Genomic DNA, 21,139 nt, shown 5'->3' on the forward strand with positions numbered 1-21,139 from the left:
TCAGATACCCCAGAGAATCTGCACACCCCAGACGAAGTAAGCGAACATCGCAACGCCGCATACCGCCTGGAAGAGGAAACGTACGGCAGTCGCCGACTTGCCGAACGCCATCGGCGTCAGGTAGTCGGTGGCGATGGTCCACATGCCGACCCAGGCGTGAGCGCCCAGTGCGACGAGGGCCAGCAGACTGAAAATACGCATCCAGTTGCTTGCGAACAGTTCATGCCATTGGGCATAGCCAAGGCCTGGGTTGGCGACGACATATCCGATCAGGAAAATGAAATAAGCCGCGAGAACGACCGCAGACACGCGCTGCGCCATCCAGTCATAGAGGCCCGAACGCGAGAGATTCGTGACGTTGGTTACCATATCCAGACTCCTGCCAGAACGATTACCACCACGGAAACGGCGATAACGATTTTCGAGCCCAGCTTGCCGCCTTCCAGCGTCTCACCGATGCCCATGTCCATGATCAAGTGGCGCACACCGGCAACCAGGTGATACAGCAAGGCGGACAGGATGCCCCAAATCACTAGCTTGGCTAGCGGACTGGTCAGACACGCCTTCACCTGACCGAAGCCTTCTTCCGAGTCGAGCGACTTGTCCAATGCATAGAGCATGATGGCCAGGCTGACAAAGAGGATGACACCGGAGATACGGTGAAGAATGGACGTGTAAGCAGTGACTGGGAGTTTGATGGTCCTTAGGTCTAGGTTTACAGGTCGTTGGCTTTTCACGGCTTTTTTCACACTGAAGAGCCCCTAAGAATCAGGGCAAAGTTGTTGCGGCGCGCACTGGTCAGGTACTCACCACCCAGGGAGTGACGACCCCCAGCAAAGCTGGCCCAAAAGCCCCTGGCGGTCGGCTGCCGAGTATAGACAGTTAGGTTACTAATGACAACGCGTTCACCTTCCACTGATGGCGCATTGCACAACAGCGGCAAAAGGCGTAAACGGCAGGTAATTTCGAGGAAAAAGTCCGGTTAAAGCCTTCTGGAGCAAGACTTTAGGCAAATTGACATTCGGATTTATCTCACTATAGTGGTGCGGGCCCTGCGTGGGGGGTCTGTCTGATGATTCCAAGCATTAATAGGAGGCCACATGGCTGACAAAAAAGCGCAGTTGATCATCGAGGGCGCAGCCCCCGTCGAGCTGCCCATTTTAACCGGCACCGTTGGTCCCGATGTAATCGACGTTCGCGGCCTGACGGCCACGGGCCGCTTCACCTTCGACCCAGGGTTCATGTCGACCGCTTCGTGCGAGTCGAAGATCACCTATATCGACGGCGACAACGGCATCCTGCTGCACCGCGGCTACCCGATCGAGCAACTGGCTGAAAAATCGGACTACCTGGAAACCTGCTACCTGCTGCTCAACGGCGAGCTTCCGACCGCAGAACAAAAGGCCCAGTTCGTCAGCACCGTGAAAAACCACACCATGGTTCACGAGCAGCTGAAGTCCTTCTTCAACGGGTTCCGTCGCGACGCCCACCCGATGGCCGTCATGTGCGGCGTTGTCGGTGCTCTCTCGGCCTTCTACCACGACTCCCTGGACATCAATAACCCCCAGCATCGCGAAATTTCCGCGGTCCGCCTGGTGGCGAAGATGCCGACCCTGGCGGCGATGGTCTACAAGTACTCCATGGGCCAACCCATGATGTACCCGCGCAACGACCTGTCGTACGCGGAAAACTTCCTGCACATGATGTTCAACACCCCGTGCGAGATCAAACCGATCAGCCCGGTGCTCGCCAAGGCCATGGACCGGATCTTCATCCTCCATGCCGACCACGAGCAGAACGCCTCCACGTCCACCGTGCGCCTGGCCGGCTCGTCGGGTGCCAACCCGTTCGCCTGTATCGCCGCCGGTATCGCCGCACTCTGGGGCCCGGCCCACGGCGGCGCCAACGAAGCGGTACTGACCATGCTCGATGAAATCGGCGATGTCTCGAACATCGACAAGTTCATCGCCAAGGCCAAGGACAAGAACGATCCGTTCAAGCTGATGGGCTTCGGTCACCGGGTCTACAAGAACCGCGACCCACGCGCCACCGTCATGAAGCAGACCTGCGACGAAGTGCTCAAGGAACTGGGGATCAAGAACGATCCGCAGCTTGAACTGGCCATGCGCCTGGAAGAGATCGCCCTGACCGATCCGTACTTCATCGAACGCTCGCTGTACCCGAACGTCGACTTCTACTCGGGGATCATCCTCAAGGCGATCGGCATTCCAACCAGCATGTTCACCGTGATCTTCGCCCTGGCGCGGACCGTCGGCTGGATCTCCCACTGGAAGGAAATGCTCTCCAGCCCGTACAAGATCGGCCGTCCACGCCAGCTGTACACCGGCTACGAGTCGCGCGACATCACCAAGCTGGAAGATCGGCACTAAACCCCAGCCAAAAAAAGAAACGGCCTCTTGATGAGGCCGTTTTTTTTGGCTGGGGTTTAGTGAGCTGCAAGCTGCAAGCTGCAAGCTAAAAAAATACCCCAGCCTCTCGACTGGGGTATTTTTCTACGCGGTACCGCTTCTAACTTGCAGCTTGACGCTTGCAACTCGCCACTGCCGTTTAATGGTTAACCGCCCCACTCGCCCCCAGACCAGTCTGCGAACGCACGAACTGCGGGAAGAACAGCGCCCGCTCGTTCTCGGCTTCAGCCGACTTGTCGGTGATGGAGAAGAACCAGATGCCGACGAAGGCAATGGCCATCGAGAACAGCGCTGGGTACTCGTACGGGTAGATCGGCTTCTCGTGACCCATGATCTGTACCCAGATGGTCGGGCCCAGGATCATCAGACCCACGGCACTGACCAGGCCCAGCCAGCCGCCAATCATGGCGCCGCGGGTGGTCAGTTTCTTCCAGTACATCGAAAGCAGCAGCACCGGGAAGTTGCAGCTCGCCGCGATAGAGAACGCCAGGCCTACCATGAACGCGATGTTCTGCTTCTCGAACAGAATGCCCAGAGCGATCGCCAGCACCGCCAGGGCGATGGTGGTGATTTTCGAAACGCGGATCTCGTCCTTCTCGTTGGCCTTGCCTTTCTTGATCACACTGGCATACAGGTCATGGGACACCGCCGAGGCGCCGGCCAGGGTCAGGCCTGCCACAACCGCCAGGATGGTGGCAAACGCCACGGCCGAGATGAAGCCCAGGAAGACGCTGCCGCCGACGGCGTTGGCCAGGTGCACCGCAGCCATGTTGTTACCGCCCAGCAAGGCACCTGCCGCGTCCTTGAAGGCCGGGTTGGTGCTGACCAGCAGGATCGCGCCGAAGCCGATGATGAAGGTCAGGATGTAGAAGTAACCGATGAAGCCAGTGGCATACAGCACGCTCTTGCGTGCTTCCTTGGCATCACTCACGGTGAAGAAGCGCATCAGGATGTGCGGCAGGCCAGCAGTACCGAACATCAGGGCCAGGCCCAGGGAGAAGGCCGAGACCGGATCCTTCACCAGACCGCCAGGACTCATGATCGCCTCACCTTTAGGGTGAACCTTGACCGCTTCGGCAAACAGCATGTTGAAGTCGAAGTTGACGTGCTTCATCACCATCAGCGCCATGAACGAAGCACCCGACAGTAACAGCACGGCCTTGATGATCTGTACCCAGGTGGTCGCCAGCATGCCGCCGAACAGCACATACAGACACATCAGGATACCCACCAGCACCACCGCAACGTGGTAGTCCAGGCCGAACAGCAGCTGGATCAGCTTGCCGGCGCCGACCATCTGCGCGATCAGGTAGAACGCCACCACCACCAGCGAACCGCTGGCGGACAAGGTACGGATCTGCTTTTGCCCCAGACGATAGGACGCCACGTCGGCAAAGGTGTATTTACCCAGGTTACGCAGGCGCTCGGCGATCAGGAACAGGATGATCGGCCAGCCCACCAGGAAGCCGATGGAGTAGATCAAGCCGTCGTAGCCCGACGCGAATACCAGCGCGGAAATCCCCAGGAAGGACGCCGCCGACATGTAGTCACCGGCAATGGCCAGGCCGTTCTGGAAACCGGTGATCCGGCCGCCGGCCGCATAGTAGTCGCTGGCCGACTTGCTACGCTTGGACGCCCAGTAGGTGATGCCCAGGGTCAAGCCGACAAACGCCACGAACATGACGATGGCGGAGACGTTGAGGGGTTGTTTCTGCACGGCCCCGGTCAGGGCCTCAGCCGCCCAGGCACCCGGGGCGAACGCTGCGATGCTCAATAGAGCCAGTAGACGCCGGATCATTGTTGAGCCTCCTTGAGGATCGCATTGTTCAGCTCATCGAACTCGCCGTTGGCGCGTCGCACGTAGATGCCAGTCAGGATGAATGCCGAGACAATCAGGCCGACACCGATGGGAATGCCCCAGGTCATCGTCGAATCGGGCGTGATCCTGGCCCCGAGAATGTGCGGCCCGTAGGCGATCAGTAGAATGAATCCGGAGTACAGCCCTAGCATGATCGCCGAAAGAATCCAGGCGAACCTTTCTCTTTTTCTCACCAGCTCCTTGAAGCGCGGGCTGTTTTGAATCGAGAGGTAAATGCTGTCGTTCATTGTTTTTATCCTCGCAGCACAATTTAAGTTGGAACGACTCTACTCTATGCGGCTCAAGGCCAGGTTCCAGACGACCTTAGTATTAGAACGACATGACGGTTTTGCCAGTTTTCAGCAAAAACCATCGCTCCCACAAGGGTCAGTGCAAGGCTTGAGAATTACGCGGGCATAAAAAAAACCGCATGACACGACGTCATGCGGCTTTCGGAATCACTGGATCAGGCAGATTACTTGCCAGTCCACTCCTTCACACGATCCGGGTGCTTGGCGACCCAGTCCTTGGCAGCAGCTTCAGGCTTGGCACCCTCTTGGATAGCCAGCATGACTTCGCCGATTTCGTCCTTCGAGGCCCATTGGAATTTCTTCAGGAACTCAGCGACTTCCGGTGCTTTGGTCGCCAATTCCTTGCTGCCGATGCTGTTCACGGTTTCAGCCGCGCCATAGACGCCTTTCGGGTCTTCCAGGAAGCGCAGTTTCCACTTGGCGAACATCCAGTGCGGCACCCAACCGGTAACGGCGATGGATTCGTTCTTTTTCTCGGCACGGGTCAGCTCGGCAATCATGCCGGCGCCGGAACTGGCCTTGAGTTGATAACCGGTCAGGTCGTAGTCCTTGATCGCCTGTTCGGTCTTGAGCATCACGCCTGAACCGGCGTCGATGCCAACAATGCGGTTCTTGAAGCTTTCATCGGTCTTGAGATCGGCTACGGACTGAGCCTTGACGTACTCCGGCACGATCAGGCCGATCTTCGCGTCTTTGAAGTTGGGGCCGTAATCGACTACCTGGTCCTTGTTCTTCGCCCAGTAATCGCCGTGAGTCACTGGCAACCAGGCCGAAAGCATGGCATCGAGCTTGCCGGTGGCCACGCCCTGCCACATGATCCCGGTCGCCACCGCTTGCAGCTTCACGTCATAACCAAGCTTCTGCTGGATGACTTCCGCCGCCACGTGAGTCGTCGCGACGCTGTCGGACCAGCCGTCAACGTAGCCGATGCTCAGGGTTTTGGTTTCGGCGCTAGCCAGTGTGGAGCTGATCGCCAGTACCAGTGCGGCACCTGCGCCCATGAGTCGTCGCATCTTCATCGTGTACTTCCCCGAAAGTGCTGCGCCCGACGAATGCCGAGCGACGTCAACGTATTGTTATGGTGCTCAGCGCCCCCATCACGCTCGCCTGCCAAACCAGTTCGAACATCAGTGGAGTACTGATGGAACGATCATCAACCTGCGACGATCCGGAACCTGATCTGTTAGCGACATTGATACAGCGAAGAGCGACATCAGAACGCCATCCACGACAAGTGTAGGCAACTAGCCACCAACCACCACTCCGTGTATCGTCCCGATGCTATCGCCCCCCCACTCGCAGCTGTTTCGTGCCGGTCATGGCACTTGGCTTCGCTTCAGTGGTCATAGCCTGCGAACCTCATTCGGCATCATCCTCTAAGGGATCCAGTCATGCTCCGTTCCTTGCGCTTCGCTGCCCTCATCGGCGGCCTTATCCCGAGTGCGTCCGCGCTGGCGGTGGATATCGACGCCGCCAGTTATGGCTACCCCTTGACCAACCCGTTCGAGGCGACCATCGCGACCACCCCGCCCGACCTGCGCCCCGAGCTGCCCTTGATCGAGGATATCAACCAGGCGGACCACAGCGTAACCTTGCGCCCGGAACGTGAGTTCATCCTGCCGGACAACTTCTGGCCGGTGAAAAGCCTCACCTACCGCATGGCCACCCAGGACAAGCCGGCACCGCTGATCTTCCTGATCGCCGGTACCGGTGCACGGTACGACAGCACCCTCAACGAATACCTCAAGCGCCTCTACTATAAGGCCGGCTACCACGTGGTGCAGTTGTCATCGCCCACCAGTTTCGACTTCATGAGCTCCGCCTCGCGCTTCGCCACCCCGGGTATCACCAAGGAAGATGCCGAAGACATGTACCGGGTCATGCAAGCCGTGCGCGCGCAGAACCCCAAGGTGCCGGTGACCGAGTACTACCTCACCGGCTACAGCCTCGGCGCGCTGGACGCAGCCTTCGTCGCGCACCTGGACGAAACCCGGCGCAGCTTCAACTTCAAGAAAGTGCTGTTGCTGAATCCGCCGGTGAACCTCTACACCTCGGTCACCAACCTGGACAAACTGGTCCAGACCCAGGTCAAGGGCATCAACAGCACCACGACGTTCTATGAAGTGGTGCTGAACAAGTTGACCCGCTACTTCCAGCAAAAAGGCTACATCGACCTCAACGATGCCCTCCTTTATGACTTCCAGCAGTCCAAGCAACACCTGAGCAACGAACAGATGGCGATGCTGATCGGCACCTCGTTCCGTTTCTCGGCGGCCGATATTGCCTTCACTTCGGACCTGATCAACCGTCGCGGCCTGATTACCCCGCCCAAGTTCCCGATCACCGAAAGCACCAGCCTGACGCCGTTTCTCAAGCGTGCGCTGCAGTGCGATTTCGACTGTTACCTGACTGAGCAAGTGATCCCGATGTGGCGCGCGCGGACCGATGGCGGCAGCCTGCTGCAACTGGTCGACCAGGTCAGCCTTTACGCCCTGAAGGATTACCTGCATGAAAGCTCGAAGATCGCCGTGATGCACAACGCCGACGACGTCATCCTCGGCCCCGGCGACCTGGGTTTCCTGCGCAAGACCTTTGGCGATCGCCTGACGGTGTATCCACTGGGCGGCCATTGCGGCAACCTCAATTACCGCGTCAACAGCGACGCCATGCTGGAGTTCTTCCGTGGCTAAATACCTCCTGCTTATCGCTGCGTTAATGGGTGCGGGCGTGGTTCACGCCGATGACAAGGCCACCGTGGATGCCGACGGCTTCAAGGAACCGCTGACCAGGCTCAAGTTCAACCCGGGGCTGGACCAGCGCGAATTCGAGCGTTCGACCCTCAATGCGTTGAACGTCTATGACCCGCTCGAATCCTGGAACCGTCGCGTCTATCACTTCAACTACCGTTTCGACCAATGGGTATTCCTGCCCGTGGTCGATGGCTACCGCTACGTCACCCCGAGCTTCGTGCGCACCGGCGTCAGCAACTTCTTCAACAACCTGGGTGACGTGCCGAACCTGATGAACAGCCTGCTGCAATTCAAGGGCAAGCGCTCGATGGAGACCACGGCGCGACTGCTGCTCAACACCACCATCGGCGTTGCCGGCCTGTGGGATCCCGCCACCGCCATGGGCCTGCCGCGCCAGAGCGAAGACTTCGGCCAGACCCTGGGCTTCTACGGCGTGCCGGCCGGCGCCTACTTCGTACTGCCGATCTTCGGTCCGTCCAACCTGCGGGACACTTCAGGGTTGCTGGTGGACTACACGGCCGAGTCGGCGATCAACTTCCTGAACGTCTCAGAAGTCAGTGCCAACCACCCGGAACTGCTGCTCCTGCGCGGGGTGGACAAGCGCTATCAGACCAGCTTCCGCTATGGCCAGCTGAACTCGCCGTTCGAGTATGAAAAGGTGCGCTACGTGTATACGGAGTCGCGCAAGTTGCAGATTGCCGAGTAGCCTGAAAACCACTGTGGGAGCGGGCTTGCTCGCGAAGACATTGTGTCAGGCAGCATATAGTTAGCTGACACACCGCCTTCGCGAGCAAGCCCGCTCCCACAGGTGCACTATGCAGTCAGTTAGCCTTTCAGCGCTTTCCAGGCCTTGCCCACCACCATCACCCCCGCCAGCACCACCGCTCCTGCGACAATCCCCGCCACTGCATTGAGCAGCATTGGCACGATGAACCCGGCCCCGCCGGCACTGGCTGCCACGCCTTCGATCCAGTGATGCACCACTGGCACGCCATGGGTGAGGATACCGCCGCCCACCAGGAACATCGCCGCCGTGCCGATTACCGACAGGCTTTTCATCATGTACGGTGCGGCACGCAGGATGGTGCCGCCGATGCTTCTGGCAACCTGCCCCGGCTTCCGGGTCAGCCACAGCCCCAGGTCATCGAGCTTGACGATCCCGGCCACCAGGCCGTAGACACCAACGGTCATGATCACAGCGATGCCCGATAGCACGATCACCTGCTGGGTCAGCGCAGCGTCGGCGACGGTGCCGAGGGTGATGGCGATGATCTCCGCCGACAGGATGAAATCGGTGCGCACGGCCCCCTTGATCTTGTCCTTCTCGAACGCCACCAGGTCCACCGCCGGATCGGCCACGGCCTCGACCAGTTGCGCATGTTCGGCCTGGTCTTCGGCCGGGCTGTGGAGAAACTTGTGGGCGAGTTTTTCGAACCCCTCGAAACACAGGTAGGCGCCACCCACCATCAACAACGGCGTCACCAGCCACGGCACGAAGGCACTAATGGCCAGCGCCGACGGCACCAGAATCAGCTTGTTGATAAACGAGCCCTTCGCCACGGCCCAGACCACCGGCAGCTCGCGCTCGGCCCGTACACCAGACACCTGCTGGGCGTTGAGTGCCAGATCGTCGCCGAGCACGCCGGCGGTTTTCTTGGCGGCCATCTTGGTCATCAGTGCGACATCGTCGAGCACGGTGGCGATGTCGTCGATCAACACCAGCAAACTGCTTCCGGCCATGGTGGGGCTCCTTGAATGATAATGCCGCGCAGCATACCGCGAGCCGCCGTGCCACGGGGCATTCTTGAGCGTCGCGCGAGGCCGGTGCTACCATGCGCCACCGCCAGAACAGGCAAGGAACCCCTGGGTTTATGAGCACTATCCGCGAGCGCAACAAAGAACTCATCCTGCGTGCCGCCAGCGAGGAATTTGCCGACAAGGGCTTCGCGGCGACCAAGACCAGCGACATCGCGGCCAAGGCGGGCCTGCCCAAACCCAACGTCTATTACTATTTCAAATCCAAGGAAAACCTCTACCGCGAGGTCCTGGAAAGCATCATCGAGCCGATCCTCCAGGCCTCGACCCCGTTCAACGCCGACGGCGTACCCGGCGAAGTGCTGAGCCACTACGTCCGCTCCAAGATCCGCATTTCCCGCGACCTGCCCTTCGCCTCGAAAGTCTTCGCCAGCGAGATCATGCACGGCGCCCCCCACCTGAGCCCCGACCTGGTGGAACAACTCAACGCCCAGGCCCGGCACAACATCGACTGCATCCAGACCTGGATCGACCGCGGCCAGATCGCCCCGATCGACCCCAACCACCTGATGTTCAGCATCTGGGCCGCCACCCAGACCTATGCCGACTTCGACTGGCAGATCACCGCCATCACCGGCAAGGCGAAGCTGGATGAGGCCGATTATGAAGCGGCGGCGCAAACGATTATCCGGTTGGTGTTGAAGGGGTGTGAGTTGGACTGAGGAACTGCGGAGCCCATTCGCGGACAAGCCCGCTCCCACATGGGATCTGCGATGTTCAGACATTTTGTGTCCACCACCAACGCTGTGGGAGCAGGCTTGCTCGCGAATGGCGGCACTCGCTTTCATGTCATACCCAGATCGCATCCCACAACGGATAGTCGCCAAGCCGCTTCACCAATCCTGCCCGCAATGGATTGGCAACCACATATCGAGCTAGTTTCACCAGATCCTCCTCACGCCGTAACGCGCGGTCATGGTATCCGTGCTGCCAAAGGCTCCCCGTCCTGCCAGTCGCCTCATTTACCTCCCTGGCACTTAAAGATTTCATCCGACACATCAATTCCCCCAGCGACCCACGATGCAATTGGACCAACCAGTGGAAATGGTCGGGCATGACGACAAATGCGAGGGAGTCGGCGATGCCCTGCCTTTGCACATTCCTGAAGTGGCGAATGACCAACCTGCCTAGACCATAGTTCTGGAAGACAGGCTCACGCTTGCGCGTGTTAGCTGTCAGTAAATAAATACGGTTTTGCTCTGCATATCGACCAATGCGCAGACGGTGTGAAGCTGAGCGTTCAGGCATTGCATTGCCTTTCTTTCAATGAAGTTCTGAAAGGCTAGTGCTGTGAATGCAGCATCGTTACCTGACTCTTTGCCTGGATGTGTCTGGTCGATCGTTTTCGCGAGCAAGCCCGCTCCCACAGAGGATTTGCAGTGTTCAGACATTTTGTGTCCACCGTTGAAACCTGTGGGAGCGGGCTTGCTCGCGAAGAGGCAAGTCAACTCATCGCAAAATCAAACAGCTACCCCGCATCCGCCATCAACCCAACCCCCTCCACCGCCCGGATCGCCACCTGCTCATCGATATCCGACAGATCACCGCTGATACCCACCGCGCCCAGGACTGTGCCGTCCTGATCCCTGATCAACACACCACCCGGAACCGGCACGACGCAGCCCTGCCCCAGGCTGTTCAATGCGGCGATGAACGCTGGGCGTTGTTGGGCGTCCTGGGCCAACAGGCGTGAGCCTTTACCCAGGGCAACAGCACCCCAGGCCTTGCCGACGGCGATCTGAGGACGGAGCAGGCTCGCGCCGTCTTCGCGCTGCAGGGCGATCAAGTGCCCACCGCTGTCCAGGACCGCGACGGTCAAGGGTGCCGCGTTGATTTCACGGCCCGCGACAAGGGCTCGCTCCGCCAGGTTGATGGCGACGTTCAAGGTTAGAGCGCTCATGGATGCTGTCCTTCTTTTGTTGTTGGAAAGCTTTCTGGGTTTCACCTTCTGGGAAACCTCACACAACAAATAGAACACAATCAAATAACATTTTGTATACAATAATCCTCGTAAAACACCACAAGCGACGATAAGTCGCAGGGTTATCGGCCTTCCGACGAATGAAGCAGGCAGTTGAGGAAAAGGATTGACCTGCAGCGCTCGCCATGAATAAACTCGCCGAAAAACCACTTGTATACAATTACAAAACGTAAGAGGCACAAAACAATGAGCAAAATGAGAGCAATCGAAGCCGCCGTTCTGGTGATGCGCCGTGAAGGCGTGGACACTGCCTTCGGTATTCCGGGTGCCGCGATCAACCCGCTGTACTGCGCCCTACAGAAAGTCGGTGGCATCGATCATGTCCTCGCGCGCCACGTTGAAGGTGCCTCGCACATGGCTGAGGGCTACACCCGCACCAAGGCCGGCAACATCGGCGTCTGCATCGGCACGTCGGGCCCGGCCGGCACCGACATGGTCACCGGGCTCTACAGCGCCTCGGCCGATTCGATCCCGATCCTGTGCATCACCGGGCAAGCCCCCCGTGCCCGCCTGCACAAGGAAGATTTCCAGGCAGTGGACATCACCAGCATCGTCAAGCCGGTGACCAAGTGGGCGACCACTGTCCTGGAACCGGGCCAAGTGCCCTACGCGTTCCAGAAAGCGTTCTTCGAGATGCGCTCCGGCCGCCCCGGCCCGGTATTGATCGACCTGCCCTTCGATGTGCAGATGGCCGAGATCGAATTCGACATCGATACCTATCAGCCACTGCCGCTGGCCAAACCCGTGGCCAACCGTGCGCAGGTCGAGAAAGCCCTGGCGATGCTCGACCAGGCCGAACGGCCCTTGCTCGTGGCCGGTGGCGGCATCATCAACGCCGATGCCAGCGAGCTGTTGGTGGAGTTCGCCGAGTTGACCGGAATCCCGGTGATCCCCACGCTGATGGGCTGGGGCACGATTGCGGACGACCACCCGCTGATGGTCGGCATGGTCGGCCTGCAGACGTCCCACCGCTACGGCAATGCGACGCTGCTCAAGTCGGACCTGGTGCTAGGCGTCGGCAACCGCTGGGCCAACCGTCACACCGGTTCGGTGGATGTCTACACCGAAGGTCGCCGGTTCATTCATGTCGACATCGAACCGACCCAGATCGGCCGCGTGTTCACCCCGGACCTGGGCATCGTCTCCGACGCCGCCTCGGCGCTGACGGTGTTCATCGAAGTCGCCCGCGAATGGCAGGCCGCCGGCAAACTGAAGAACCGCAGCGCCTGGTTGCAGGACTGCCAGCAGCGCAAGGCCAGCCTGCAACGCAAGACGCACTTCGACAATGTGCCGGTCAAGCCCCAGCGCGTGTACGAAGAAATGAACCAGGTGTTCGGCAAGGACACCTGCTACGTCAGCACCATCGGCCTGTCGCAGATCGCCGGGGCGCAGTTCTTGCACGTCTACAAGCCACGCCACTGGATCAACTGCGGCCAGGCCGGTCCGTTGGGCTGGACCATTCCGGCCGCGCTGGGGGTAGTCAAGGCCGATCCGAGCCGCAAGGTCGTGGCCTTGTCGGGAGACTACGACTTCCAGTTCATGATCGAAGAACTGGCCGTGGGTGCTCAGTTCAAGCTGCCGTACATCCACGTCGTGGTGAACAACTCCTACCTGGGCCTGATTCGCCAGGCGCAGCGCGGGTTCGACATGGACTACTGCGTACAGCTGTCCTTCGACAACCTCAACGCGCCGGAGCTCAACGGTTATGGGGTGGACCACATCGCCGTCGCCGAGGGCCTGGGCTGCAAGGCGCTGCGGGTGTTCGAACCGTCCGCCATCCAGCCGGCGCTGCGCAAGGCCCAGGAAATGATCGAGGAGTTCAAGGTGCCGGTGATCGTCGAGGTCATCCTCGAGCGGGTGACCAATATTTCCATGGGTACCGAGATCAACGCCGTCAACGAATTCGAAGACCTGGCACTGGTGGGCAACGACGCGCCGACGGCCATTTCGTTGCTCGATTGACTACTGACATCCCCTCTGTGGGAGCGAGCCTGCTCGCGAAGGCGTCATGTCAGTTGGCATATGTGTAGCTGACCCACGGCTATCGCGAGCTGGCTCGCTCCCACAGGGGACCTGCCAATTATTTACAGGAGATCACCATGCCGCGTTTCGCCGCCAACCTGTCCATGCTGTTTACCGAGCAGGATTTCCTCGCCCGTTTCGAAGCGGCCGCCAAGGCCGGTTTCAGTGGGGTCGAGTACCTGTTCCCCTACGACTACAGTTCCACCGAACTCAAGGCCTTGCTCGACGCCCATGGCCTGACCCAAGTGCTGTTCAACCTGCCGGCCGGTGACTGGGCCAAGGGCGAGCGTGGCATTGCCTGCCTGCCGGACCGGGTCGAGGAGTTCCGCGCCGGCGTCGACCTGGCGATTGCCTACGCGCAGGTGCTGGGCAATACCCAGGTCAACTGCCTGGCCGGGATCTGCCCGCAGAATTGCGACGAGGCCCTGGTGCGCAAGACCTTCGTCGCCAACCTGAAGTACGCCGCCGAGAAGCTTCAGGCCAAGGGCATCAGGTTGGTAATGGAAGCCATCAATACCCGCGACATCCCAGGCTTCTACCTGAACAACACCGCCCAGGCCCTGTCGATCCGCGAGCAGGTGGGCAGCGCCAACCTGTTTCTGCAATACGACATCTACCACATGCAGATCATGGAAGGTGACCTGGCCCGGACCCTGTCGGCGCACCTGGGCGAGATCAACCATGTGCAACTGGCGGACAACCCGGGACGCAACGAGCCGGGCACCGGCGAGATCAACTATCGCTTCCTGTTCGAACACCTGGACCGCATCGGCTACCAGGGTTGGGTCGGCTGCGAATACAAGCCGTTGACCACCACCGAGGCCGGCCTGAACTGGCTGAAAACCCATAACGCGATCTGACCCGGATCTTTCCTTGTGGGAGCGGGCTTGCTCGCGAAAGCGGTGGGCCAGACAACACATCTGTGACTGATACACCGCTTTCGCGAGCAAGCCCGCTCCCACAGAAAAGCAGTTCTCCATTTGCCTGAAGTAGCAAAAAAACAAGAGGATTTCCCCCATGGCTAAAATCGGATTCATCGGCACCGGCATCATGGGTCACCCCATGGCTCTGAACCTGCAAAAAGCCGGGCACAGCCTGTTCCTGTCCCAACACCACGACCCGGCTCCCGCCGATCTGCTGGCCGCCGGCGCGGTGGCCCTGGCCAACCCGAAGGAAGTTGCCCAGGAAGCCGAGTTCATCATCGTCATGGTCCCGGACACCCCCCAGGTCGATGACGTGCTGTTCCGCGCCGACGGTGTCGCGGCGGGCGTGGGTTCGGGCAAGGTGGTGATCGACATGAGTTCGATCTCCCCCACCGCCACCAAGGCGTTCGCGACGAAGATCAATGAGAAAGGCGCGCAGTATCTCGATGCCCCGGTGTCCGGTGGCGAAGTCGGCGCCAAGGCCGCGACCCTGAGCATCATGGTCGGTGGCGACAACAGCGCTTTTGAACGCGCCCTGCCGCTGTTCCAGGCCATGGGCAAGAACATCACCCTGGTGGGCGGCAACGGTGACGGCCAGACCGCCAAGGTCGCCAACCAGATCATCGTCGCCCTGAACATCCAGGCCGTGGCCGAAGCCCTGCTGTTCGCTTCGAAGAACGGCGCCGACCCGGCCAAGGTCCGTGAAGCCCTGATGGGCGGGTTTGCCTCGTCGAAGATCCTGGAAGTGCACGGCGAGCGCATGATCAAGGGCACCTTCGACCCGGGCTTCCGCATCAGCCTGCACCAGAAGGACCTGAACCTGGCCCTGCAAGGTGCCCGGGAACTGAACATCAACCTGCCCAACACCGCCAACGCCCAGCAAGTGTTCAGCACTTGCGCAGCCCTCGGCGGTAGCAATTGGGATCACTCGGCGCTGATCAAGGGGCTGGAGCACATGGCGAATTTCTCGATTCGCGATAACTGACCCACCACCACCCCCTTGTGGGAGCGGGCTTGCTCGCGAAAGCAATTTACCTGTCACTGAAGTATTGACTGACACACTGCCTTCGCGAGCAAGCTCGCTCCCACAAGGGATCTGCGTTGAATTCAAATAATAAGAATCGGGAGCCCGCCATGTCGGTCGATCCGCAACAATTGCTCCGCGAGCTGTTTGCCGCAGCCATCGACGCGGCCCATCCGCAACACGTTCTTGAACAGTACCTGCCGGCCGACCGCAGCGGTCGGGTGATTGTCATCGGCGCCGGCAAGGCCGCCGCGGCGATGGCGCAGGTGGTCGAGCGTTGCTGGCAGGGCGAGGTCAGCGGCCTGGTGGTGACCCGCTACGGCCATGGCGCGCCTTGCCAGAAAATCGAAGTGGTGGAAGCCGCCCACCCCGTACCCGACGCGGCCGGCCTGGCAGTGGCCGGACGGGTGCTGGAACTGGTCAGCAACCTGACGGAAGACGACCGGGTGATCTTCCTGTTGTCCGGCGGTGGCTCGGCGCTGCTGGCACTGCCCGCAGCCGGTATTACCCTGGCCGACAAGCAAGCGATCAACAAAGCCTTGCTAAAATCCGGTGCCACCATCGGTGAGATGAACTGCGTGCGCAAGCACCTTTCGGCGATCAAGGGCGGACGCCTGGGCAAGGCCTGCTGGCCGGCGACGGTCTACACCTATGCGATTTCCGATGTACCGGGCGACCTTGCCACGGTCATCGCGTCCGGCCCCACCGTGGCCGACCCCAGCACATCAGCCGAAGCCCTGGCGATCCTCAAGCGCTACAGCATTGAGGTCCCGGCGTCGGTGCACACCTGGCTGCACAGCGCGGAGTCGGAAACCGTCAAACCCGGCGACCCAAGCCTGGCCCGCAGTCATTTCCAACTGATCGCCCGCCCCCAGCAATCCCTGGAAGCGGCAGCGGTGAAAGCCCGCCAGGCTGGTTTCAGCCCGCTGATCCTTGGCGACCTGGAGGGCGAGTCGAGGGAAGTGGCGAAAGTCCATGCCGGCATCGCCCGGCAAATCGCCCGGTACGGCCAGCCCCTGGCAGCGCCCTGCGTGATCCTCTCCGGCGGCGAAACCACGGTGACCGTGCGCGGCCACGGCCGAGGCGGTCGCAATGCCGAATTCCTGCTGAGCCTGACCGACAACCTCAAGGGTCACCCCGGCATTTATGCATTGGCCGGCGACACCGACGGCATCGACGGCTCCGAGGACAACGCCGGCGCCATCATGACTCCAGACAGTTATCGTCGTGCCACCGAGCTGGGCATGAGCGCCAGCGACGAGCTGGACAACAACAACGGCTACGGCTATTTCGCCGCGCTGGATGGGTTGATCGTCACCGAGCCGACCCGCACCAACGTCAACGACTTCCGCGCCATCCTGATCCTCGAGAACCCCGCCCATGACGCCTGACAAAAAGGTCAAGATCCTCGCCACCCTCGGTCCCGCCACTCGCGGGATCGACGACATCCATGCGCTGGTGCGGGCCGGGGTGAACATCTTCCGCCTGAACTTCAGCCACGGCGATCACGCCGACCATGCCCAGCGCTACCAGTGGATTCGCGAGGTCGAGCGGCAGCTCAACTACCCGCTGGGTATCCTGATGGACCTGCAAGGCCCGAAACTGCGGGTCGGTCGATTCGCCGACGGCAAGGTCCTGCTACAACGCGGCCAGGCCCTGCGCCTGGACCTGGACCCGACGCCCGGCGATCAACACCGGGTCAACCTGCCCCACCCGGAAATCATCGCAGCCCTGGAGCCAGGCATGGATTTGTTGCTGGATGACGGCAAGTTGCGCCTACGGGTGATTGCCCGGCACAGCGATGCCATCGACACCGAAGTGCTCAACGGTGGCGAACTGTCGGACCGCAAAGGCGTGAACGTACCACAGGCCGTGCTCGACCTGAGCCCGCTGACCGCCAAGGACCGTCGCGACTTGAGCTTCGGCCTGGAATTGGGTGTGGATTGGGTAGCGCTGTCGTTCGTCCAACGTCCCGAAGACCTCCGCGAAGCCCGCGCGCTGATTGGCGACAAGGCGTTCCTGATGGCCAAGATCGAGAAACCGTCGGCAGTGGCCCAACTGCGGGAAATCGCCGAGTTGAGCGACGCGATCATGGTGGCTCGGGGCGATCTGGGCGTTGAAGTGCCGGCCGAGAGCGTGCCGCAGATCCAGAAGAACATCATCGGCACCTGCCGCGCCCTCGGCAAACCGGTGGTGGTGGCGACGCAGATGCTGGAATCGATGCGCTTCTCCCCGGCGCCCACCCGGGCTGAGGTCACCGACGTCGCCAACGCCGTGGCCGAAGGCGCCGATGCGGTGATGCTGTCGGCGGAAACCGCGTCGGGCGACTACCCCCTCGAAGCCGTGCAGATGATGAGCAAGATCATCCGCCAGGTCGAAAACGGCCCGGATTACCAGGCCCAACTGGATGTCAGCCGACCGAAAGCCGAGGCCACGGTATCGGACGCCATCAGCTGTGCAATCCGTCGCATCAGCAACGTCCTGCCGGTGGCGGTGCTGGTGAATTACAGCGAATCGGGCAGCTCCAGCCTGCGAGCCGCGCGGGAACGGCCGACGGTGCCGATCCTCAACCTCACGCCGAACCTTCAGGCCGCCCGCCGCTTGACGGTGGCCTGGGGCGTGCACTCGGTGGTCAACGATCGGCTGCGGCAGGTGGATGAAGTCTGTTCCACCGCCCTGGAAATCGCCCAGGCCCAAGGCATGGCGCAGCGCGGCGATACGCTGCTGATTACTGCGGGTGTACCGTTTGGGCAGCCGGGGTCGACCAATTCGTTGCGCATCGAGACGTTGATCTAGCGCCTGGGTTGGCCCCTTCGCGAGCAAGCCCGCTCCCACATTGGACTTGCGGCGTTCACAGAACCCTTGTGGGAGCGGGCTTGCTCGCGAAGGGGTTAACCCGGTTTATCAGACACACAACCATGCAAAACTCCCCCTGCCCCGACTGGGCCACCGCCCTGCTTAACGGCTTCAGTCAGATCTTCCTCCAGCGTCATCCGCTGTGCGGCCTGTTGTGCCTGCTGGCAATTCTGTTCAGCGCGCCAGCCTTGTTCGGGTGGGCATTGCTGGGTGGCGTGGCCGGGTTGCTCACGGCCCAGCGCCGCGATTACCCCAAGGCAGATCGCCAGGCCGGGCTGTTCAGCTACAACGGCATCCTGTTGGGGTTGTTGGCGGGCCTGGTCTTGCCCTGGTCCGTCTTGCTGCCGCCGCTGATCATCGCGGGCGGCGGTCTCAGCGCGATGCTGACCCAGCAATGGCTCAAGCGCACCCGTGACCCGCGATGCCTGCCCGCCTACACCGCACCCTTCGTGGGGCTGGGCTGGCTGCTGCTGAGCTTCGCTGCGCCACAGCCTTCGCTGATGTCGGCCGAGCTGACACTGGCCAACCTGCTGGCCGGCTGTTTGACGGGATTAGGCCAAGTCATGTTTCTCGGTCATCCGTTAGCAGGTGCGCTGATTACAGCGGGCCTGCTGGTTGCCAACCGTCGAGCCGCGGGCTGGGCACTGTTTGGTTCGGCCGCCGGCGTCGCGTTCGCCGTGGTGCATCAGGAATACGCAACGGCGCTGTCCGGACTGGGCGGTTATAACCCGGCGCTGGTGGCGCTGGCCCTCAGTCAACAGCGCCGCCAACCCTGGCTGCCGCTGGCCGGAATCCTGCTGGCAGTCCTGCTCACGCCGGGGTTTGCCGCCCTCGGTCTGGCGCCACTCACCGCGCCGTTCATCCTCGCCGGCTGGCTGGTGCAGGCCACGGCGCGAACGTGGCGGCAGATCCTGAGCGACACCCCGCCTTGCGCTCTGCGGGGCAATCGCCCTAGGCTTCGCTGACTCTGAATCAGGCGAAGGTTATGGACAGCACCGACAATTGGCGTGAACGCCTCTACATCATGATTTTCCAGACCGACACCGTGGCCGGTCGACGCTTCGACAGTGCGTTGCTGTTGATCATCCTCGCCAGCCTGGTGATCGTGATGCTCGACAGCATCGACAGCGTGCACAAGAACTATGCGGCCCTGCTGGCCGGGATCGAATGGGGTTTCACTTTCATCTTCCTCGTCGAGTACGGCCTGCGCCTGTATTGCTCGCCCAAGCCCCTGCGCTATGCGTTCAGTTTCTACGGCCTGGTGGATCTGCTGGCCATCGTGCCGGGGATCCTGGCGTTGTACTACAGCGATGCCCAGTACCTGCTGATCATTCGGATCATCCGCATGCTACGGATCTTCCGGGTGCTCAAGCTCAGCCCCTACCTCAAGCAAGCCAATTACCTGATGGCGGCCCTGCGGGGCAGCAAGCAGAAAATCATCGTGTTCCTGGTCAGCGTCTCCACCCTGGTGACGGTGTTCGGCACGCTGATGTACGTCATCGAAGGCCCGGAGCATGGCTTCACCAGCATTCCCAAGGGCATCTATTGGGCGATCGTGACACTGACCACCGTAGGCTTCGGCGATATCGTGCCCAAGACCCCCCTGGGCCAGGTGGTTTCATCCCTGGTGATGATCACCGGTTACTCGATCATCGCCGTGCCCACCGGTATCTTCACCGCGGAACTGGCCACCGCCATGCGCGGTGACCAGCTCAAGCACGATTGCCCGGTGTGCAGCAAAAACAACCACGAACACGGCGCCGCGTTCTGCTCCCGCTGTGGCAATGCGCTGTTCAGGAAACTGGAATAAGCAAAGCACTTTTTGATGCTTGTCGGCCAAAAGGCCTGCCGCTAGTGTGCTGGCCTGGAAACCCCTTTCAAATAAAAAGGAATTCGCAGTGAAGAACTTCTTTGGCGCCACCCTTCTCGCCGCCGGCCTGACCTTCGGCAGCCTGGCTCACGCCGCCCCGACACTGCTCAACGTGTCCTACGACGTGATGCGCGACTTCTACAAGGACTACAACGCCGCCTTCCAGAAGCACTGGCAGGCCGAGCACAACGAAAACATCACCGTGCAGATGTCCTTCGGTGGCTCGAGCAAGCAGGCACGCTCGGTCATCGACGGACTTCCGGCCGATGTCATCACCATGAACATGGCCACCGACATCAACGCCCTGGCGGACAACGGCAAACTGGTGCCCGAGGACTGGGTCAGCCGCTTGCCGAACCACAGCGCCCCGTTCACTTCGGCCACGGTGTTCATCGTGCGCAAGGGCAACCCCAAGGCCCTGAAAGACTGGCCCGACCTGCTCAAGGACGGCGTGCAGGTGATCGTGCCCAACCCGAAGACCTCCGGTAACGGTCGCTACACCTATCTGTCGGCCTGGGGCTACGTACTGAAGAACGGCGGCGATGAAACCAAGGCCAAGGACTTCGTCGGCAAGCTGTTCAAGCAGGCGCCTGTGCTGGACACCGGCGGTCGCGCGGCGACTACCACGTTCATGACCAACCAGATCGGCGATGTGCTGGTGACCTTTGAAAACGAAGCCGAGATGATCGCCCGTGAGTTCGGTCGCGACCAATTCGAAGTGGTCTACCCGAGCGTATCCGCCGAAGCCGAGCCTCCGGTCAGCGTAGTGGACAAGGTCGTGGATAAAAAAGGCTCCCGCGCCGCCGCCGAGGCGTACCTCAAGTACCTGTGGTCGCCCGAAGGCCAGGAAATCGCCGCCGCCAACTACCTGCGTCCACGGGATCCAGCCATCCTGGGCAAATACACCGACCGCTTCCCGAAAGTGGATTTCCTGTCGGTGGAGAAAACCTTCGGCGACTGGCGCACCGTGCAGAAGACGCACTTCAATGACGGTGGGGTTTTCGACCAGATCTACAGCGGGCAATAAACCCGCAACTTTCCAGGCCACACCAAACACTGTGGGAGCGAGCCTGCTCGCGATGGCGGAGTGTCAGACAAGCATCGGCGACTGACACCCGCCATCGCGAGCAGGCTCGCTTGTATGTTTAGACTTGAAGGGGTGGGCGGGACTAAAAGCTCGATTCCGACTCTAGCCAGTACGGACTGTGGGAGACTTCTCGTCCCGCCCCTTCTACCTAAAGCGCCAATAAGGAATTCATCGGCAAGACCGACGATAGATGCAAGCCAGCGCTACGGTAGA

20 protein-coding genes are annotated in these 21,139 nt (G+C 60.8%); 12 read left to right on the forward strand and 8 right to left on the reverse strand.

Annotated elements, in window-relative coordinates:
• Both sdhD and sdhC read right to left on the reverse strand, forming a co-directional pair.
• Nucleotides 1-369 (reverse strand): succinate dehydrogenase, hydrophobic membrane anchor protein, encoded by a 369-nt coding sequence (gene sdhD, locus FBX99_RS27040; protein WP_041024951.1) that lies wholly within the window; start codon nucleotides 367-369, stop codon nucleotides 1-3.
• Nucleotides 363-749, reverse strand: a complete 387-nt coding sequence (gene sdhC / locus FBX99_RS27045; RefSeq protein WP_172679607.1) for a succinate dehydrogenase, cytochrome b556 subunit — start codon at nucleotides 747-749, stop codon at nucleotides 363-365. The genes sdhD and sdhC overlap by 7 nt, the downstream gene beginning before the upstream one ends.
• Nucleotides 750-1,100: 351 nt before the next feature.
• Between sdhC and gltA the strand changes: the two genes are divergently transcribed.
• Nucleotides 1,101-2,390, forward strand: coding sequence for a citrate synthase (gene gltA / locus FBX99_RS27050; protein WP_047698958.1), 1,290 nt, complete (start codon nucleotides 1,101-1,103; stop codon nucleotides 2,388-2,390).
• A 178-nt stretch (nucleotides 2,391-2,568) separates the two neighbouring features.
• On the opposite strand, the gene FBX99_RS27055 is transcribed toward gltA, so the two are convergent.
• From FBX99_RS27055 to FBX99_RS27065, 3 genes are all read right to left on the reverse strand, one after another.
• Nucleotides 2,569-4,227: a cation acetate symporter gene (locus tag FBX99_RS27055; RefSeq protein WP_144929595.1), complete on the reverse strand. Its 1,659-nt coding sequence runs from the start codon at nucleotides 4,225-4,227 to the stop codon at nucleotides 2,569-2,571.
• On the reverse strand, nucleotides 4,224-4,535 hold the full coding sequence (locus FBX99_RS27060; protein WP_144929596.1) for a DUF485 domain-containing protein: 312 nt from the start codon (nucleotides 4,533-4,535) through the stop codon (nucleotides 4,224-4,226). The genes FBX99_RS27055 and FBX99_RS27060 overlap by 4 nt, the downstream gene beginning before the upstream one ends.
• Nucleotides 4,536-4,762: 227 nt before the next feature.
• The gene (locus FBX99_RS27065; RefSeq protein WP_144929597.1) at nucleotides 4,763-5,617 is read right to left on the reverse strand and encodes a glycine betaine ABC transporter substrate-binding protein; all 855 of its coding nucleotides are present in this window, start codon (nucleotides 5,615-5,617) and stop codon (nucleotides 4,763-4,765) included.
• 372 nt (nucleotides 5,618-5,989) lie between these two features.
• On the opposite strand from FBX99_RS27065, the gene FBX99_RS27070 reads away from it, so the two are divergent.
• Both FBX99_RS27070 and FBX99_RS27075 read left to right on the forward strand, forming a co-directional pair.
• Entirely contained in the window at nucleotides 5,990-7,288 is a 1,299-nt protein-coding gene (locus FBX99_RS27070; protein ID WP_144929598.1) for a serine/threonine protein kinase, read from the forward strand.
• A gap of 25 nt (nucleotides 7,289-7,313) precedes the next feature.
• The gene (locus FBX99_RS27075; RefSeq protein WP_256664135.1) at nucleotides 7,314-8,054 is read left to right on the forward strand and encodes a VacJ family lipoprotein; all 741 of its coding nucleotides are present in this window, start codon (nucleotides 7,314-7,316) and stop codon (nucleotides 8,052-8,054) included.
• 119 nt (nucleotides 8,055-8,173) lie between these two features.
• Here the strand turns inward: FBX99_RS27075 and FBX99_RS27080 are convergent, their stop codons facing one another.
• Entirely contained in the window at nucleotides 8,174-9,088 is a 915-nt protein-coding gene (locus tag FBX99_RS27080) for a DUF808 domain-containing protein (protein ID WP_145133526.1), read from the reverse strand.
• Between the two features lie 131 nt (nucleotides 9,089-9,219).
• Between FBX99_RS27080 and FBX99_RS27085 the strand changes: the two genes are divergently transcribed.
• The gene (locus tag FBX99_RS27085) at nucleotides 9,220-9,825 is read left to right on the forward strand and encodes a TetR/AcrR family transcriptional regulator (RefSeq protein WP_144929601.1); all 606 of its coding nucleotides are present in this window, start codon (nucleotides 9,220-9,222) and stop codon (nucleotides 9,823-9,825) included.
• A 127-nt stretch (nucleotides 9,826-9,952) separates the two neighbouring features.
• Here FBX99_RS27085 and FBX99_RS27090 read toward each other — a convergent pair whose 3' ends face one another.
• Both FBX99_RS27090 and FBX99_RS27095 read right to left on the reverse strand, forming a co-directional pair.
• The gene (locus FBX99_RS27090; protein WP_144929602.1) at nucleotides 9,953-10,411 is read right to left on the reverse strand and encodes a transposase; all 459 of its coding nucleotides are present in this window, start codon (nucleotides 10,409-10,411) and stop codon (nucleotides 9,953-9,955) included.
• 220 nt (nucleotides 10,412-10,631) lie between these two features.
• Entirely contained in the window at nucleotides 10,632-11,063 is a 432-nt protein-coding gene (locus FBX99_RS27095; RefSeq protein ID WP_144929603.1) for a heme-binding protein, read from the reverse strand.
• 267 nt (nucleotides 11,064-11,330) lie between these two features.
• On the opposite strand from FBX99_RS27095, the gene gcl reads away from it, so the two are divergent.
• The 8 genes from gcl (at nucleotide 11,331) to FBX99_RS27135 (ending at nucleotide 20,866) form a co-directional block, all read left to right on the forward strand.
• Nucleotides 11,331-13,106: a glyoxylate carboligase gene (gcl, locus tag FBX99_RS27100; RefSeq protein WP_144929604.1), complete on the forward strand. Its 1,776-nt coding sequence runs from the start codon at nucleotides 11,331-11,333 to the stop codon at nucleotides 13,104-13,106.
• 137 nt (nucleotides 13,107-13,243) lie between these two features.
• The gene (gene hyi, locus FBX99_RS27105; RefSeq protein ID WP_144929605.1) at nucleotides 13,244-14,026 is read left to right on the forward strand and encodes a hydroxypyruvate isomerase; all 783 of its coding nucleotides are present in this window, start codon (nucleotides 13,244-13,246) and stop codon (nucleotides 14,024-14,026) included.
• A 157-nt stretch (nucleotides 14,027-14,183) separates the two neighbouring features.
• Complete coding sequence (locus FBX99_RS27110) at nucleotides 14,184-15,074, forward strand: 2-hydroxy-3-oxopropionate reductase (RefSeq protein ID WP_145133528.1); 891 nt, start codon at nucleotides 14,184-14,186, stop codon at nucleotides 15,072-15,074.
• Between the two features lie 149 nt (nucleotides 15,075-15,223).
• A complete protein-coding gene (locus FBX99_RS27115) occupies nucleotides 15,224-16,504 on the forward strand; it encodes a glycerate kinase (protein WP_144929607.1) in 1,281 nt (426 codons plus the stop codon).
• On the forward strand, nucleotides 16,494-17,909 hold the full coding sequence (pyk, locus tag FBX99_RS27120; protein WP_144929608.1) for a pyruvate kinase: 1,416 nt from the start codon (nucleotides 16,494-16,496) through the stop codon (nucleotides 17,907-17,909). The genes FBX99_RS27115 and pyk overlap by 11 nt, the downstream gene beginning before the upstream one ends.
• 122 nt (nucleotides 17,910-18,031) lie before the next feature.
• On the forward strand, nucleotides 18,032-18,934 hold the full coding sequence (locus tag FBX99_RS27125; RefSeq protein WP_145133530.1) for an urea transporter: 903 nt from the start codon (nucleotides 18,032-18,034) through the stop codon (nucleotides 18,932-18,934).
• A 20-nt stretch (nucleotides 18,935-18,954) separates the two neighbouring features.
• Nucleotides 18,955-19,779, forward strand: coding sequence for an ion transporter (locus tag FBX99_RS27130; protein WP_144929609.1), 825 nt, complete (start codon nucleotides 18,955-18,957; stop codon nucleotides 19,777-19,779).
• Between the two features lie 88 nt (nucleotides 19,780-19,867).
• Entirely contained in the window at nucleotides 19,868-20,866 is a 999-nt protein-coding gene (locus FBX99_RS27135; protein WP_144929610.1) for a sulfate ABC transporter substrate-binding protein, read from the forward strand.
• Nucleotides 20,867-21,139 lie beyond the last annotated feature (273 nt).

The sequence above is a fragment of the Pseudomonas sp. SJZ074 genome (assembly GCF_007828215.1).
Classification (GTDB): Bacteria; Pseudomonadota; Gammaproteobacteria; order Pseudomonadales; family Pseudomonadaceae; genus Aquipseudomonas.

Excerpts from the sequence above, each read along its gene's own strand:
- sdhD (WP_041024951.1), bottom strand. The coding sequence starts at position 369 with ATGGTAACCAACGTCACGAATCTCTCGCGTTCGGGCCTCTATGACTGG.
- gltA (WP_047698958.1), top strand. The coding sequence starts at position 1,101 with ATGGCTGACAAAAAAGCGCAGTTGATCATCGAGGGCGCAGCCCCCGTC.
- FBX99_RS27055 (WP_144929595.1), bottom strand. The coding sequence starts at position 4,227 with ATGATCCGGCGTCTACTGGCTCTATTGAGCATCGCAGCGTTCGCCCCG.
- FBX99_RS27060 (WP_144929596.1), bottom strand. The coding sequence starts at position 4,535 with ATGAACGACAGCATTTACCTCTCGATTCAAAACAGCCCGCGCTTCAAG.
- FBX99_RS27065 (WP_144929597.1), bottom strand. The coding sequence starts at position 5,617 with ATGAAGATGCGACGACTCATGGGCGCAGGTGCCGCACTGGTACTGGCG.
- FBX99_RS27070 (WP_144929598.1), top strand. The coding sequence starts at position 5,990 with ATGCTCCGTTCCTTGCGCTTCGCTGCCCTCATCGGCGGCCTTATCCCG.
- FBX99_RS27075 (WP_256664135.1), top strand. The coding sequence starts at position 7,314 with ATGGGTGCGGGCGTGGTTCACGCCGATGACAAGGCCACCGTGGATGCC.
- FBX99_RS27080 (WP_145133526.1), bottom strand. The coding sequence starts at position 9,088 with ATGGCCGGAAGCAGTTTGCTGGTGTTGATCGACGACATCGCCACCGTG.
- FBX99_RS27085 (WP_144929601.1), top strand. The coding sequence starts at position 9,220 with ATGAGCACTATCCGCGAGCGCAACAAAGAACTCATCCTGCGTGCCGCC.
- FBX99_RS27090 (WP_144929602.1), bottom strand. The coding sequence starts at position 10,411 with ATGCCTGAACGCTCAGCTTCACACCGTCTGCGCATTGGTCGATATGCA.
- FBX99_RS27095 (WP_144929603.1), bottom strand. The coding sequence starts at position 11,063 with ATGAGCGCTCTAACCTTGAACGTCGCCATCAACCTGGCGGAGCGAGCC.
- gcl (WP_144929604.1), top strand. The coding sequence starts at position 11,331 with ATGAGCAAAATGAGAGCAATCGAAGCCGCCGTTCTGGTGATGCGCCGT.
- hyi (WP_144929605.1), top strand. The coding sequence starts at position 13,244 with ATGCCGCGTTTCGCCGCCAACCTGTCCATGCTGTTTACCGAGCAGGAT.
- FBX99_RS27110 (WP_145133528.1), top strand. The coding sequence starts at position 14,184 with ATGGCTAAAATCGGATTCATCGGCACCGGCATCATGGGTCACCCCATG.
- FBX99_RS27115 (WP_144929607.1), top strand. The coding sequence starts at position 15,224 with ATGTCGGTCGATCCGCAACAATTGCTCCGCGAGCTGTTTGCCGCAGCC.
- pyk (WP_144929608.1), top strand. The coding sequence starts at position 16,494 with ATGACGCCTGACAAAAAGGTCAAGATCCTCGCCACCCTCGGTCCCGCC.
- FBX99_RS27125 (WP_145133530.1), top strand. The coding sequence starts at position 18,032 with ATGCAAAACTCCCCCTGCCCCGACTGGGCCACCGCCCTGCTTAACGGC.
- FBX99_RS27130 (WP_144929609.1), top strand. The coding sequence starts at position 18,955 with ATGGACAGCACCGACAATTGGCGTGAACGCCTCTACATCATGATTTTC.